The following is a 14,401-nucleotide window of genomic DNA, read 5'->3' as shown; positions in this document are numbered from 1 at the left end:
CCTAGCGTTGCCGCATGAACGAGAACACGCAGACCGGCCCTCCTTCCGCGGCCGTCACCGGCATGGTCGACCACGTCCTCGCCCTGGCCGCCACCTGGACCCGCTGGAACGGCGAACCCGCGCACGCCGACGGCCGCGTCCACACTCCGCACAAGGCGATCCGCCGCGTCGCCGACCACCTCGTCGACCACCTCGCGGAGATGGAGGCCCGGCTCGCCGGTGAGGAGCCGGAGCCCGACCACTGGCACGCCTCCCTGATCACCACCGAGGCCGACCTCGCCCCCTTCACCCCGCAGGACCTCGACGAGGCCCGCAGCCGCCTCACCCGGCTCGCCCGCATCTGGGCCGTCCGCCTCGAAGCGCTCACCGGCGAACAGCTCGACGACTCGCCCGGCGAGGGCTGGAGCTTCCGCGAACTCGCCCGCCATCTCCACGAGTCCGTCTACTACGCCGATGCCGTGGGAGACCTGTCATGACCACCTTCGCCGACCTCCACCACGCGGACGAACCCCTGCTGCTGCCCAACGCCTGGGACCACGCCTCGGCCTCCGCCCTCGCCGCCCGCGGCTTCCGGGCCGTCGGTACCACCAGCCTGGCCGTCGCCGCGGCGGCCGGGCTGCCCGACGGGGCCGCGGCCACCCGCGAGGAGACGCTGCGGCTCGCCCTCACCCTCGGCCCGGAGCCGTTCCTGCTCTCCGTGGACGCGGAGGGCGGCTTCGGTGACGACCCCGACGACGTGGCCGAACTGGCCCGTGAGCTGCACGCGCTGGGCGCCGCCGGCATCAACCTGGAGGACGGGCTCGGGCCCGCCGACCGGCACGCCGCGAAGATCGCCGCCGTGCGGGCGGCGGTCCCCGGCCTCTTCGTGAACGCCCGCACCGACACGTACTGGCTCGGTGACGGCGAGGACACCACCCGCCGCCTCGACGCCTATCTCCGGGCGGGCGCGCACGGGGTGTTCGTGCCCGGCCTCACCGGCCCCCGGGAGATCGCCGCCCTGGTGCGCGGCCTGGACGGCGTCCCCCTCAACATCCTCTACTCGCCCACCGGTCCCTCCGTACCCCACCTCGCCGACCTCGGCGTCCGCCGCGTCAGCCTCGGCTCGCTGCTGTACCGGCATGCCCTGGGCGCGGCGGTGGAGGCGGCGGCCGGCATCCGAGCGGGCCGGCGACCGGAGGGCACGGCGCCGTCGTACGAGGAGATCCGGTCGCTGAGCCGGCGGGACCGCGGTGGGAGCGACGACACGGTTTCCTCCGGATAACCCTGGTACGGTGGACGCTTTCGCGGGTATCAGACCCTTTGGACTCATCTCCGGCGAGGGACCGAGGAACCATGGACATGGACATCCCCGGCGAGAAACGGCTGGCCGCGGCGGTCGTGACGGACGACGAGGGGCGGGTGCTCCTGGTGCGCCGCAGCGCGGCGGAGAAATTCCTGCCCCGGGTGTGGGGCGTCCCGTGCGGCAAGCTCGAACCCGACGAGGACGCCCGCGACGGCGCGCTGCGCGAGCTGAAGGAGGAGACGGGCCTGCTCGGCGAGATCGTGCGCAAGGTGGGCGAGTCGTCCTTCGTCAGTGACTACCGGGGCCAGGAGACCAAGAACTGGCAGGAGAACTTCCTGGTCCGTCCGCTGACGGACCGGATCACGCTCCCCATGCCGGACCAGGCCCACGCCTGGCTGCACCCGTCCGAGCTGACCGGCGTCGACATCGACGCCTACAACCTCGACGTCGTGCGCCAGGCCCTCACGGACTCCTGAGCAGCTCCGCAAGACCCTTCAGCGCGGCCAGGTAGCCCGGCACGTCCAGCGGCTGCTTGGGCACCGCTCCCGGGTGCGGGCCCGCCGCCGTGAACACGTCGGTGTGCCGCCGCCGTCCGGCTCCCGTCTCCAGGAACAGCGTCACCGTCGGCGTCCGTGTGTCGCACCAGGCGCGGTGCAGGGTGTGCGCGGGCAGGGCGTAGGTGCTCCCCGCCGCGTAGTGGCCGGTGTGGGACAGCCGCAGCCGCGCCGGGCCCGCCGGGGTCAGCAGCCAGTTCGCCGATCCGTCCGCCAGGGACTCCTCGTACCGGGTCGCCTCGATGCCGCCGGCGCCGCCCGCCTCGTACAACTCCATGCAGAGCCGCCCCCGCACGATGTGCGAGGCCAGCGCGCAGCGGTGGTTGTGGATGTCCTCCTTGCCGGTGCCGCCCGCGCCCGCGTGCCACAGATGGACGCGCAGCATGTGCCGCGGACCCGCGTCGACCAGCAGCAGCTTGTCGAAGCCGAGCACATGCCGGTACGACAGCCGGGCGCGGCCCTCGAGATCGCCCTCGCCGTGGGCCAGTTCGGTGACCAGCTCCGACAGCCGGTCGTCGGCGCCCAGTTCCGCGACCACCGCGCCCGCCGCGGCCACCCGGTCCCGCTCGGGCAGCTCACCGTCCAGTGTCCGGGCCAGTAACCGCCGTGCCGCCGGAACCCGCCGACCCCCCATGTGCTCCGTCCCTTCCCTCACCGCTCGTCCGGCCGGTACGTCCACAGGGCGTGCGCCCGCAGCGCCGACAGGCCCTGGTACGTCATCCACATCGGGTGCCGGAGTCCGGTGCTGTCGCCCCGGTCCCAGGACCAGATGCCGTCCCGCTGCCCCGACCGCACCGCGGCGGCGGCCCCGTCCACCAGCTCCCGCCACGTCTCCTCCAGGCCGTCCTGCCGGGCGACCTCCAGCGCGCCCCGGGAGAGCAGGGCCCGCGCGATCCAGGTCGCGGTGAAGTGCCGTACGTTCAGCACCTCGTGGCGCGCGGGATCGTCCGGGCGGGGCCGGCGCACCTCCTCGCGCAGGTTCTCCAGGTCCAGGCAGGCGTGGTGCGGCGTGTCGGGGCAGGACAGCAGCCAGCGCACGCCGTCCTCACGGGCGGCGCGCACGCCCGCGCCCTCGCCCAGGACACGTGCGGCACGTTCCAGGGCGACCACCGCCTGCGCGGTGTGCAGCGGGGACGGCGGCCCGTACGGCGGGTCCAGCCGGTAGCCCCAGCAGCGCAGATGGTCACGGCCGGGGTCGCTGATCGCCCCGTCGACGAGGGCCTCGCGCAGCGGCGGCAGGGTGTCACCGCGGGGCGCGGCACGCAGCAGTCCGCGCAGCACCGTCGTCACCACGTGTGTCGACTCCCGTCCGGCGCGGTCGAGTTCGCGGGTGAACGCGGTCGTGCAGCGGTCCACCTCCTGGGCGAGACGCTCGGGCGACACGCCCGCCCGGGCCAGCGCGCCCAGCACCAGCGCGGTCACCTCGGGCCGTGCCTCGGCCCCCTGCGACCGGGCCGACCAGCCACCGCCCGGAAGCCGCAGCCGCCACAGCGTGTCGACCAGCTCGCCCGGCGCCAGCCGGCCGTCGGTCATGCCCAGGTCGAGCAGGGTCTGCAGCCCGTACGCCGTGCCGACGGACGTGGGGCGGGTGGGACCGCTCTCGCCCAGGGAGTGCGACCAGCCGGTGAGCCGCCCCCGGTCCGGGTCGTCGACCACCGACACCTGCGCGACCAGGTTGTCGTACGCGGATGCGAGGACATCGGGGAGCGGGCCGGGCGCGGGACCGGTGACGGGCCCCGGCGGGGTGGCCGCGGGGGCGGATCCGGCGGTCCTGGCGCGCACCAGCGCCGCCGCCAGCCACGCGGCGAGCGCCGTGCCGATCCCGCTCACCGAGGAGATCAGGTACTTCGCCGCCTCCCCGCCCAGGGAGCCGGGCAGCACCTGGAACAGGAACTGGAACACCCCGTACCCGGCGGCCGCGCAGCCCAGTCCGCCGAGCCAGCCCACGAACCGTACGGGCCGGGGCGCCCCGCCGTCCGGCCCGGCGGGCGGCGGGCCGGGGCGCACGGGTCTCAAGGGGCCGCGCCCCAGGCGTTGTCGGGACAAGGCGCGCTCCCTCCCCCCGAGTGGCGACACATGGTTCTCCCCGAAGATCCCATCCTAGGAAATCGTCTCCGACTCAACGTCCGTACCGCTGTTTTCGCCGTCTCACACCCGCCACGCGCGCCCGACGGTCAACACGGCTGTTCCCGCGGCCAGTTCACCAGGGTGATGTGCAGGGCCTCGACCGCCCTGTCCCAGGAGGCCCGCAGGTCCCGGGGGGCGCCGAAGGCGCCGGCGGACTCCAGGGCGCAGTAGCCGTGGAAGGTGCTGCGCAGCAGGCGTACGGCGTCGGTGAGATCGGGTTCCCGCAGGCCGTACGCCCGGAGCAGGCCGTAGGTGAGCTCGGCGGTGCGGCGCAGGGCGGGGGAGTCGGTGACCAGGGCCTGGTCCAGGGGGATCTGGGTGGCCGCGTAACGGCCCGGGTGGGTCAGGGCGTACTCCCGGTAGGCGCCCGCGAAGGCGGCCAGCGCCTCCTTGCCGGTCCGTCCGGCGACCGCCGCCGCGATCCGGTCGATCATCTCGCCGCCGGCCAGCAGGGCCATCCGGGTGCGCAGATCCCGCAGGCCGCGCACATGCGCGTACAGGCTCGCGTCCCTCACGCCGAAACGACGGGCCAGCGCGGACAGGGTGACGTTCTCGTAGCCCGCCTCGTCGGCGAGGTCGGCGGCGGCCGCGACGAGACGGTCGGTGGTGAGTCCGGCGCGCGGAATGGAGTCCTCCGAATCAAACCCGACGGGAAGCGCCCAGCCTACCGAGCAGATGTGCGCGAGCCGCCGCGTGAGGGGCATGCGCCGCTCATCCGTAAGTCGTCCGACGTTCATGCGCTGCCTCGATCCTCCACACGCGGCGTGATCGCGCCGCGGCATCGAGGAGGCACTTCCATGGGTCACGGGCACGCACACGGGCACCATCACCACCCTCACGGACACGACCACCAGCACGAGACGACGGCCCCGCTGCCCGCCGCCTTCGACACCTCCGTGCCCGACGAGGCGCTGAACCCCGAGCAGAAGTCCCGCCGCACGCTGCTGCGCCGGGCCGGGCTGCTCGGCGCGGGTCTCGCGGCCGGCACCGTGCTGCCCGCGGGCACCGGCGCCGCCACGCCCGCGCACGCGGCGGGCGACAGCGGCCGCGGCAAGGGCAGGAGCAAGGGCTTCCTGTGGCTGGCCGGTGACCACCACATCCACACCCAGTACAGCAGCGACGGCAAGTACCGCGTCGTCGACCAGGTCCGCCAGGGCGCCAGGCACGGCATGGACTGGCTGGTCATCACCGACCACGGCAGCGTCACCCACGCCAGGATCGGCGTCGAGAAGGTCAACCCGGACATCAAGGAGGCCCGCGCCGCCTACGAGGACACCCTCGTCTTCCAGGGACTGGAGTGGAGCATCCCGGCCGCCGAGCACGGCACCGTCTTCGTCCACCCCGGCCCGGGCGAGGTCTCCGTCCTCAAGCAGTTCGAGACCGACTACGACGGAGGCGTCAAGGGCGCCGGCGACTCCACCCCGGCCAACGAGGCTCTCGCCGTCGCCGGCCTCAACTTCCTCGCCGACCAGGTCAGGCGGCGCAAGGTCAAGGACGCCCTGATGCTCGCCAACCACCCGGCGCGCAAGGGCATCGACTCCCCGCACGAGATCCGTGCCTGGCGCGACGCCACCGGCGGGGACCGGCAGATCGCCGTCGGCTTCGAGGGTGCGCCGGGCCACCAGGCGGGCGGCCTGCCGAAGCCCCTCGGCCCGGGCGGGGCCCGCGGCATCTACGACGGCAGCCCGGGCGCCAACTCCTTCGCCGGCTACCCGCTGGAGAGCTACCGCACCTGGGGCGGCTTCGACTGGATGACCGCCACCGTCGGCGGCCTGTGGGACAGCCTCCTCGCCGAGGGCCGCCCCTGGTGGATCACCGCCAACTCCGACTCCCACCAGGTGTACGGCGACACCGGCGCCCGCGGTGGCGGCGACTTCAACGCCAACGGACGCTACGACGACCCGGTCTACGCCGGACGGATCGACATCACCCAGAACGACTACTGGCCCGGCCAGTACAGCCGCACCCACGTCGGCTCCGACGGCTTCTCCTACGCCGCCGTCATGGACGGCATTCGCGCCGGCCGCATCTGGGTCGACCACGGCCAGCTCGTCAGCGGCCTCGACGTCCGGGTCTCCGGCGGCAGCCGCTGGGCCACCCTCGGCGGCGCCCTGCACGTGCGCAAGGGCACCAAGGTCACGCTGACCGCCGACATCGCCCTCGCCGGCGGCGCCAACTGGGCCGGGTTCGTCCCCGGGCTCGCCCGCGTGGACGTCATCCAGGGCGACGTGACCGGCCCGGTCGCCGACAAGGACACGTTCACCGCGCCCACGGCCAGGGTCGCCCGGTCGTACGAGATCGACAAGTCGGCCGGCACCGTCCGCGTCACCTTCGACCTCGGCCGCGTCGACCGCCCGGTGTACGTCCGGCTGCGCGGCACCGACGGCAACCGGTCCGCCGTCGGTGCGATGGGCGCCCAGGTCGACCCGGCCGGCCCCGCCCTCGACGTCGTGGGCGACGCCGACCCGTGGCGCGACCTGTGGTTCTACACCAACCCGGTGTGGGTCCTGCCGTCGTGACGCCGTACGCCCTCACCGTGGACGCGGGCATCAGGGACGTGCTCGACGCCGACCGACTGCTGCACCGGATGACAGCCGAACTCGCCCTCCCCGAGGACACGTTCGGCTGCACCCACCTCGTGCGCGACGACCGTCCGCGCATCGCCGTGTCCCTGTCCCTGCCCGCGCGGCCGCTCCCGGACACCCTCCGGGAGCGGCTCGCGGGGTACGGTGCCGTCTCCCCGGGGCTGCCCGACGCGGTGGGACGCGCGGTGCTCTATCCGGGGGCCTCGGCCCTCACCGGCACGATGACCGTCGCGGAACTGCTCGCCGGCTCCGCGATCGCCCGCGTGACGGTCCTGGGCACGCCCGAGCCACCCGATCCCCGGACCCGCATGGTGACCCGTGACCACGTACGGCCGCAGTGGCAGCGGGACGAACTCGTCCTCGCCGCCACCTGGGCCCTGGGCGGCACGCTCGTGCCGTTCGAGGTCCCGGACCCCACGCCCTGCTGCGCGGACCACTGAGCCCCGTCAGTCGCGCGGCTGGGAGAAGACGAAGGAGAACTCCGCGGGCTCGGGCCACAGGTAGTACCGGGGCAGCGGGCCCGGACCGCAGGACTGGGAGCCGATGCCGTGCAGCCGGTGGTCCAGGTGGACCCAGACCGTGTCCCCGGGGACGAGGTCGGTGCGGTGCCGGGCGGCGTCCAGGTGCTCGGTGGTCCAGGGGCGGGCCGTGAGCCAGAACTCCGGGTCGCCGTCGATCCGCAGTCCGCCGATCTCCGCCCACCGCACGTCGGCGTGGGCGCCGTTCTCCTGCGGGCGCACGTAGGGCGTCTGGAGGTCCTGGACGCTCGCGCCCCACTGCAGGTCCTTGGACGCGGTCCGGGTGTCGGGATACGACTCGCTCCCGCCGCCGAACCAGACGACGGCGTCCTCGGGCGTGCCCGCGAGTCCGAAGCGGATACCGAGCCGGGGCAGCGGCACCCGCCAGTCGCCCTCCGGTACCACCGAGACGGCCAGCCGTACGTGCGTGCCGTCGGACGTCCAGCGGTACACCGTCCGCAGCCCCGCCTCCCGGCCGGCGGGTGCCACCCGGGTCCGTACGGTCAGGCCGTCGCCGTCCGTCTCGACGGCCTCGACACGGTGCCGCATGCGGTGCAGGCCCAGCTCGCGCCAGAGCGGCCCGTACCGGGTGTCCGTCTGCCAGGACGCCCCGTCGTCGTTGTCGGTGGTCGCCCGCCACACGTCCAGGCGCAGATCGCGCACCGGCACACCGAGAAGGGTGCGCGGCGCGCCGGTGCGGGCATCGAGGACCGCCGGGCCCAGGGTGATCCGCTCTCCGTCGACGGCGGGGCGTACGCCGGCCGCCACGGGTGACGGGACGCGGCGGGCCACCGTCCCCTGCGCCCAGGCCACCTCGTGGTTCCTTCCGGCCCAGGGCGTGTCCTCGGCGAGCCGCGCCTCGACCGTCCACTGCACCTCCTCGCCCTTGCCGTCCGGGGCCTCGGGCAGCTTGACCTCCGCCGACTCCCCGGGGGCGAGCGGCGGCACGGCGAGCGGGTGCGCCCCCTTCGGCCGGCCGTTCACCTGGTAGGAGAACGAGAACTCCAGGTGGGACAGGTCCGCGAAGTCGTACCGGTTGGTCACCCGTACGGTGCCGTCCGCGTCGCCCGCCCCGATCCGGACCGGCTCGATCACCTTCTTGTACTCGATCAGCCCCGGTGACGGCGTGCGGTCCGGGAAGAGCAGTCCGTCGCAGACGAAGTTGGCGTCGTGCAGCTCCTCCCCGAAGTCACCGCCGTAGGCATGGCCCAGTTCCGGGTGCTCGACGCCATGGTCGATCCACTCCCAGACGAAGCCGCCCTGGAGCCGGTCGTACCGCTCGAACAGCTCCTGGTACTCGGTGAGCCCGCCGGGGCCGTTGCCCATGGCGTGTGCGTACTCACAGAGGATCAGGGGCAGTTCGCGCCTGCGGTGGGTGCCGCCGTCCAAACCCCGCGCGATCCGCTCGACCTCCTCGTGCGGCGGGTACATCCGCGAGTACACGTCCGTGTCACGGCAGCCGGTGTCGCCCTCGTAGTGCACCGGGCGGGACGGGTCCCGGTCGTGGATCCAGTCGGCCATCGCGGTCAGTCCGCGTCCGGTGCCGGCCTCGTTGCCGAGGGACCACATCACCACCGAGGGATGGTTCTTGTCCCGCTCGACCATGCGCGCGGCCCGGTCCAGCAGGGCCGGCGTCCAGCGGTCGTCGTCGACGGGGTTGTCCCGCCAGTCCTGTTCGACGAAGCCGTGGGTCTCCAGGTCGCACTCGTCGATCACCCACAGCCCGTACTCGTCGCACAGGTCGAGGAAGGCCGGGTGCGGCGGATAGTGCGAGGTGCGGACCGCGTTGACGTTGTGCCGCTTCATCAGCAGCACGTCCTCGCGCATGGTGTCGAGGTCCAGCGCGCGGCCCTCGCGCGGGTGCCACTCGTGCCGGTTGACGCCCTTGAACAGCAGCGGCGTGCCGTTCACCTTGATCAGGCCGTCCTCGACGACGACCGTACGGAAGCCGACGCGCAGCGGCACGCGTTCGCCCGCCGTCACCAGCACCCCGTCGTACAGCCGGGGCGTCTCGGCCGTCCACGGCTCGACCGGGAGCGTCACCGGCTCGCCGGCCGCCACGTCGATGCCCAGCTCCTCGACGACCACGCGTCCTTCGACGTCGGAGTCGACGCGCAGGGTTCCCGCGCCGGTGACGTGGTCGTAGGAGGCGTGCACGAAGAAGTCGCCGGCGGCGCCGGCCGGGCGGTGCAGCAGGGTCACGTCACGGAAGATGCCGGGCAGCCACCACTGGTCCTGGTCCTCCAGGTACGACCCCGCCGACCACTGGTGGACCCGGACCGCGAGGACGTTCCCGGACGGCTTCAGCAGGTGCCCGACCGCGAACTCGTGCGGCAGCCGTGACCCCTTGAACTCCCCGATGTCCGTACCGTTCAGCCAGACCCGGGCGCACGACTCGACCCCGTCGAAGCGGAGCACGGCCGTGCCCTCGCCCGGCCAGTCCCCGGGCAGGTCGAAGACGCGCAGATGGTCGCCGGTCGGGTTCTCGGTGGGGACGTGCGGCGGATCGACGGGGAAGGGATAGAGGTGGTTGGTGTAGACGGGTGCGCCATGGCCCTGGAGCACCCAGTGGCCGGGCACGGTCACCTCCGCCCAGCTCCCGGCGTCGTACCCGGGCGCGGCGAACGAGTCGTCCTCGGCGTCGGCGGTGGCGGACACCCGCAGGCGCCAACCGCCGTTCAGGGACAGGGAGGCCGCGTCGGAGGACGCGTACCAGGCGCGCGGGGACAGGGTCCCGCGGCCGGGGGAGACGTCCTCGACGTAGCCGGTCGCCGGGGTGCGCAATGACATGGGTCTCCTAGATCGGTCCTGGCTCAGCCCTTGATCCCGGTCTGCGCGATGCCCTGCACCAGCCAGCGCTGGAGGAACAGGAACACGCACACCAGGGGAAGGACGGATATGGCCGTGGCCATGAAGATCAGATGGAAGTTGACGGTCTGGTTGGTCATGTAGGAGGAGAGGGCCACCTGGACCGTCCAGGAGCTCGGGTCCTGGCCGATGACCAGCGGCCACAGGAACGAGTTCCAGCCGCTGATGAAGGTGATCGTGGCGATGGCGGCGAAGAAGTTCAGCGAGTTCGGCACGACGACCCGCCAGTACGCGCCCCAGTAGCCGAGCCCGTCCACCCGCGCCGCCTCCTCCAGTTCCTTGGGGAACCCCAGGAAGTACTGCCGGAACAGGAAGCAGGTGAAACCACTGAAGAGGCCCGGAACGATCAGACCCCGGTAGCTGTCCACCCAGCCGAGCGAGGAGACCAGGACGAAGCTGGGCACGAAGGTGACCGCGGTCGGCACCATCAGGGTCACGAGGACGGCGTAGAACACCTTGTCGGCGTGCCGGTACGGGATGCGGGCGAGGCCGTACCCGGCCAGCGAGCAGACGAGCAGCGTGCCGACGGTGTGCGCCACGCCGACGACCGCCGAGTTCCACAGCGACCGGGCGAAGTCGACCGTCGGATCGTCGAACGGCTCGGTGATGTGACCCCACTGGATGTCGGTGGGGAAGAACTGCCACTCCTCGCCCGTGATCTCGGCGTCGGTGGACAGGGCGTTGCGCACGATCAGATAGAAGGGGACGAGGAAGAGCAGCGCGGCGACGGCCGTCGCCGCGTACAGGCCCGCCGATCCGATGACGCTCCCGCGCCGGACCCGGCGCGGTTTCCTCACCTCGCTGGTGGTCACTTGACGCCCTCCCCCCTGCCGAAGCCCATGATCCGGCCCTGGAGCAGCGTCACCAGACAGATCAGCACCGTCAGGATCAGCGCGCCCGCGCTGCCCGCGCCGTAGTCCTGGTTGTCGCCCAGGGCCTTGTAGTACAGCTCCACCAGGGGCGGTCGCCCCCAGGTGGTCTTCGACAGCAGGTTGAAGAACTCGTCGAAGGCCTGGTAGGCCGCCACGAGCAGCAGCAGGACCACCGCCGTCGAGGTCGCTCGCAGCTGCGGCAGCGTGATGTGGCGGAACGTCTGCCAGCCGGGCTTCGCCCCGTCGATGGCCGCCGCCTCGTACAGCTCCGGCGGAATGTTCTGCAGCGCCGCCAGGAAGAGGATCATGTAGAAGCCGGCTTGCAGCCACAGTCGTACGGTGATGATGACCAGCCAGTACCAGGGCGGGTCGGGGCTGGCCAGCCAGGCGGTGTCGTCGGCGCCGAACCAGCCGAGGACGGTGTTGGCGAGCCCGAAGCGCACGCCGTTGAAGACGGACATCTTCCAGATGAGCGAGGCGGCGACATAGCTCACCGCCGTCGGCAGGAAGAACACCGACCGGAAGAACGCCCGCATGAACCGCAGCCGGTTCACCGCGAGGGCGAGCGCGAGCGACAGTGCCCAGGTGGTCGGGACGATGATGACCGCGAAGACGGTGAAGGTGACGAGGGAGCCCGTGAACTCGTCGTCCGTCAGCATCGTCCGGTAGTTCTCGAAGCCGACGAACTCGCTGGGCGTGACCGTGAAGCGGGCCTCGAAGAACGACAGCCACGCGCTCCAGAGGATCGGGACGTAGACGAAGATCAGCAGGCCGATGAGGAAGGGGCCGGTGAACAGCCAGAAGGCGAGGGTGCTGTTGGCCCGCAGACTCCGCCGCGGCCGGGCGGGGGCGGGGCCGGTGACCTCGCGCCGTGTGGTGGTGGTCGACATCGCGTGACTGTCCGTCCGCCGGTCTATCCGAAGAGCTTGTCGAGCTCGCGGTTCACCTTCCCGTCGGCCTTGCCGAGCTCGGCCTCCGGGTCACCGTCCTTGCGGACGCAGTTGGCGAGGACGTCCTCCAGGGCCGTGATCATCGCCTGGGTCCAGCCGATGTTGTCGAAGTGCCCGAACTCGTTGAAGAGCTTGACGCCCTCGGCCGGCAGGCCCGACTTGAGCTTGTCGGCGGACTCGGCGAGCGACGTGCGCGGCGGGATGTGGAAGCCGTAGGAGAGCGCCCAGTCCTCCTGGTACTCCTTCTGGTCGATCCACAGCCACTTCACGTACTCCTTGGCCGCTTCCACGTTCTTGCCCTTGGCGTTGACGAACATCGACCAGCCGCCGTTGTAGACGGTCTGCCTGCCCGCGTCGGTGACCCTGGGGAAGGGGAAGATCCCGAGGTCGTCCCCGAGCGCCTCCTGCATCTGCGGCATCGCCCACATGCCGCACCACTGGACGGCGGTGAGCCCCTGGTTGAGCGCGGAGGGGTCCCAGAAGTCGGTCGGTGCGTCGAGCAGCAGATCACCGCTGGTGAACAGCTTGCGCAGGGTACTGAAGCCGCCGGCCACACCGTCCGTGTGGTACGCGATCTCGTTGTTCTCGTCCAGGGTGTCGGCGCCCGACGCCCAGATCAGCGGGTTGACCATCGAGTGCAGGGTGTTGCCGAGGTAGATGCCCTTGACCTTGTCGGTGGTCAACTCGGCTGCCGTGGCGAGCAGTTCGTCGAGCGTCCCCGGGATGCCGACGCCGGCCTTGTCGAACAGCGACTTGCGGTAGAAGAAGAACTGCGGGTCGTCGATCATCCGGACGCCGTAGATCTTCCCGTCGACGGTGTGCGACTGGATGTCGGCCGGGTTGAAGTCGTCCTTCACCGGGTCGACCAGATCGGTCAGATCGGCGACCTGACCGCTCTTGACGAGCTGGATCTGCGGGTGGAACTCGAAGACGTCCGGCGCCTTGTCGGTGAGCAGCGAGGCGAACAGCTTGCTCTCGAAGTTGGACCCCGTGATCCACTGCGTGGTCACGTTCGCCTCCTGGTACGCCTTCGCGTACCGCTTGATCGCCTGCTCGGTGCCGGCTTCCCCGTACGCGTGGAAGTACTGGACCAGGGTCTTGCCCGCACCCGGTCCGGAGCCGCCACCGCGGCCGTTGTTGCCGCCGCAGGCGGCGAGTCCGCCGACGGCGGCCAGGCCCAGGGCGGCGCGGAGTACTGATCGACGGTCCCAGGTGCTGTTGCTCGATGCCGGCATGTCGACGTCCTTGTCTTGAGTGCGGCTTGCGGCGGGTGGCGCTCAAGGACTTGCGGTGCGCGGGACGTTAACCTTCGGCCAATACTTCGGCAAGGGGTCGGACAAAGTCCGTGCGAAGCGTTGCGGCCCGTTCGTGATGACGAACGGGCCCGGAACTAGCGGCGGTTGCCGACGCCGCGCTTCCTGGCGTCCCTGCCCGCCGACTGCAGCGCGCCCTCCAGCGCGAACGTCGCCGCTCCCAGGCACACCGGATCGGTGGGGATCGGGGAGAGGACGATCCGGGTGGCGGCCAGCGGGCGGCGCAGCGCGTGCCGGGCGACGGCCGTCCGCACCTCGTCGAGCAGCGGCTCGCCGAACGCGACCGCGACCCAGCTGCTGAGCACGACCACCTCCGGGTTGAAGAGGTTGATCAGGTCGGCGACCCCGGCGCCGAGATAGCGGGCGGTGTGCCCGAGCACCCCTGTCGCCACCGGATCGCCCGCGCTCACCCCTCGGGCCAGCGCGTCGATGGTGGCGGTCTGGTCGCCGGGACGCAGCAGCGGACTGTCCGGGCTCGACTCCCGCAGGTTCAGCATGATCCCGGGTGCGCCGGTGTACGTCTCCACACAGCCGCGGTTGCCGCAGTGGCAGGGGCGACCGTCCAGGACGAGGGTGGTGTGCCCCCACTCGCCGGCGCTGTTGCTCACCCCCCGGTGCACCGCGCCGCCCAGCACCAGCCCGGCCCCCACCCCCGTCCCGAGGTTCACCACCACCGCGTCCCCGTACCCGCGCGCCGCCCCGAACCACAGCTCGGCCACCGCACAGGCCCGCAACGGGTTGTCCAGGTACAGGGGGTACGCGATGTGCTCCGCGAGCAGGCCGAGCAGCGGTACGTCGTGCCAGTCCCAGTTCGGCGCGTACGCGCAGACACCGGTGTCCCGGTCCACCTGGCCCGGCACGCTCACCCCGACCCCGAGCACCCGCGCGCTCTCCACCCCGGCCTGCGCCACCACCGACCCCACCGCCGTGGCCACGTGCCCCACGACCTGCTCGGGCCGGCTCTCGCCGGGACGCATGCTTTCGCCGGCGCGGGCCAGCACGTTCAGCGCGAGGTCGAACAGCTCGACCCGGACGTACGTCTCGGCCAGGTCGACACCGATCAGCGCGCCCCCCGACGCGTCGACGGCCACCAGGCCCCGGGGACGGCCGCCGGCCGAGTCCTCGAAACCGACCTCGGTGATCATGCCGAGGGCGAGCAGCTCCCCGACCAGGGTGGCGACGGTGGCGAGGCTCAGGCCCGTGGCGGCCGCCAGCTCCTGCCGGGAGGTGGGCGACGCGGCGATGATCTGGCGCAGCACCTGGTAGCGGTTGGCCGTGCGGATGTCCCGCGATGTGCGCTTCACCGGGCTGCCCCCATCCCTGCCGGGCCGG

Annotated in this window: 13 protein-coding genes; 5 read left to right on the top strand and 8 right to left on the bottom strand. The window is 72.2% G+C overall.

Annotation, left to right across the window (positions count from 1 at the left end):
- Positions 1 to 14 precede the first annotated feature (14 nt).
- From ACH4VX_RS25230 to ACH4VX_RS25220, 3 genes are all read left to right on the top strand, one after another.
- Positions 15 to 476 carry a hypothetical protein gene (locus tag ACH4VX_RS25230; RefSeq protein ID WP_398370282.1) on the top strand — a complete coding sequence of 154 codons (462 nt, stop codon included), beginning with the start codon at positions 15 to 17 and terminating at the stop codon, positions 474 to 476.
- A complete protein-coding gene (locus tag ACH4VX_RS25225) occupies positions 473 to 1,261 on the top strand; it encodes an isocitrate lyase/phosphoenolpyruvate mutase family protein (protein WP_398370280.1) in 789 nt (262 codons plus the stop codon). Before ACH4VX_RS25230 ends, ACH4VX_RS25225 begins: the two co-directional genes overlap by 4 nt.
- Positions 1,262 to 1,332: 71 nt before the next feature.
- Positions 1,333 to 1,758: an NUDIX hydrolase gene (locus tag ACH4VX_RS25220; RefSeq protein WP_398370278.1), complete on the top strand. Its 426-nt coding sequence runs from the start codon at positions 1,333 to 1,335 to the stop codon at positions 1,756 to 1,758.
- Here the strand turns inward: ACH4VX_RS25220 and ACH4VX_RS25215 are convergent.
- From ACH4VX_RS25215 to ACH4VX_RS25205, 3 genes are all read right to left on the bottom strand, one after another.
- Positions 1,745 to 2,470 carry a hypothetical protein gene (locus ACH4VX_RS25215; protein WP_398370277.1) on the bottom strand — a complete coding sequence of 242 codons (726 nt, stop codon included), beginning with the start codon at positions 2,468 to 2,470 and terminating at the stop codon, positions 1,745 to 1,747. The two genes, ACH4VX_RS25220 and ACH4VX_RS25215, sit on opposite strands and share 14 nt — an antisense overlap.
- Positions 2,471 to 2,487: 17 nt before the next feature.
- Positions 2,488 to 3,882 (bottom strand): hypothetical protein, encoded by a 1,395-nt coding sequence (locus ACH4VX_RS25210; protein ID WP_398370276.1) that lies wholly within the window; start codon positions 3,880 to 3,882, stop codon positions 2,488 to 2,490.
- A 128-nt stretch (positions 3,883 to 4,010) separates the two neighbouring features.
- A complete protein-coding gene (locus ACH4VX_RS25205) occupies positions 4,011 to 4,589 on the bottom strand; it encodes a TetR/AcrR family transcriptional regulator (RefSeq protein WP_398370466.1) in 579 nt (192 codons plus the stop codon).
- A gap of 171 nt (positions 4,590 to 4,760) precedes the next feature.
- Between ACH4VX_RS25205 and ACH4VX_RS25200 the strand changes: the two genes are divergently transcribed.
- Complete coding sequence (locus ACH4VX_RS25200) at positions 4,761 to 6,482, top strand: PHP domain-containing protein (protein WP_398370275.1); 1,722 nt, start codon at positions 4,761 to 4,763, stop codon at positions 6,480 to 6,482.
- Entirely contained in the window at positions 6,464 to 6,988 is a 525-nt protein-coding gene (locus ACH4VX_RS25195) for a hypothetical protein (RefSeq protein WP_398370274.1), read from the top strand. Before ACH4VX_RS25200 ends, ACH4VX_RS25195 begins: the two co-directional genes overlap by 19 nt.
- 6 nt (positions 6,989 to 6,994) lie before the next feature.
- On the opposite strand, the gene ACH4VX_RS25190 is transcribed toward ACH4VX_RS25195, so the two are convergent.
- From ACH4VX_RS25190 to ACH4VX_RS25170, 5 genes are all read right to left on the bottom strand, one after another.
- A complete protein-coding gene (locus ACH4VX_RS25190; RefSeq protein ID WP_398370273.1) occupies positions 6,995 to 9,856 on the bottom strand; it encodes a glycoside hydrolase family 2 TIM barrel-domain containing protein in 2,862 nt (953 codons plus the stop codon).
- Between the two features lie 23 nt (positions 9,857 to 9,879).
- Complete coding sequence (locus tag ACH4VX_RS25185) at positions 9,880 to 10,746, bottom strand: carbohydrate ABC transporter permease (RefSeq protein ID WP_398370272.1); 867 nt, start codon at positions 10,744 to 10,746, stop codon at positions 9,880 to 9,882.
- Entirely contained in the window at positions 10,743 to 11,696 is a 954-nt protein-coding gene (locus ACH4VX_RS25180; protein WP_398370270.1) for a carbohydrate ABC transporter permease, read from the bottom strand. The genes ACH4VX_RS25185 and ACH4VX_RS25180 overlap by 4 nt, the downstream gene beginning before the upstream one ends.
- A gap of 23 nt (positions 11,697 to 11,719) precedes the next feature.
- The gene (locus ACH4VX_RS25175) at positions 11,720 to 12,991 is read right to left on the bottom strand and encodes an ABC transporter substrate-binding protein (RefSeq protein ID WP_398370269.1); all 1,272 of its coding nucleotides are present in this window, start codon (positions 12,989 to 12,991) and stop codon (positions 11,720 to 11,722) included.
- Between the two features lie 155 nt (positions 12,992 to 13,146).
- Positions 13,147 to 14,373: an ROK family protein gene (locus ACH4VX_RS25170; RefSeq protein WP_398370267.1), complete on the bottom strand. Its 1,227-nt coding sequence runs from the start codon at positions 14,371 to 14,373 to the stop codon at positions 13,147 to 13,149.
- Between the last annotated feature and the right edge of the window lie 28 nt (positions 14,374 to 14,401).

This window comes from Streptomyces sp. NPDC020731 (genome assembly GCF_044334705.1).
GTDB lineage: Bacteria > Actinomycetota > Actinomycetes > Streptomycetales > Streptomycetaceae > Streptomyces.
The sequence above is the reverse complement of the archived record's forward strand: the minus strand, read 5'-3'. Positions and strand labels throughout refer to the sequence as shown.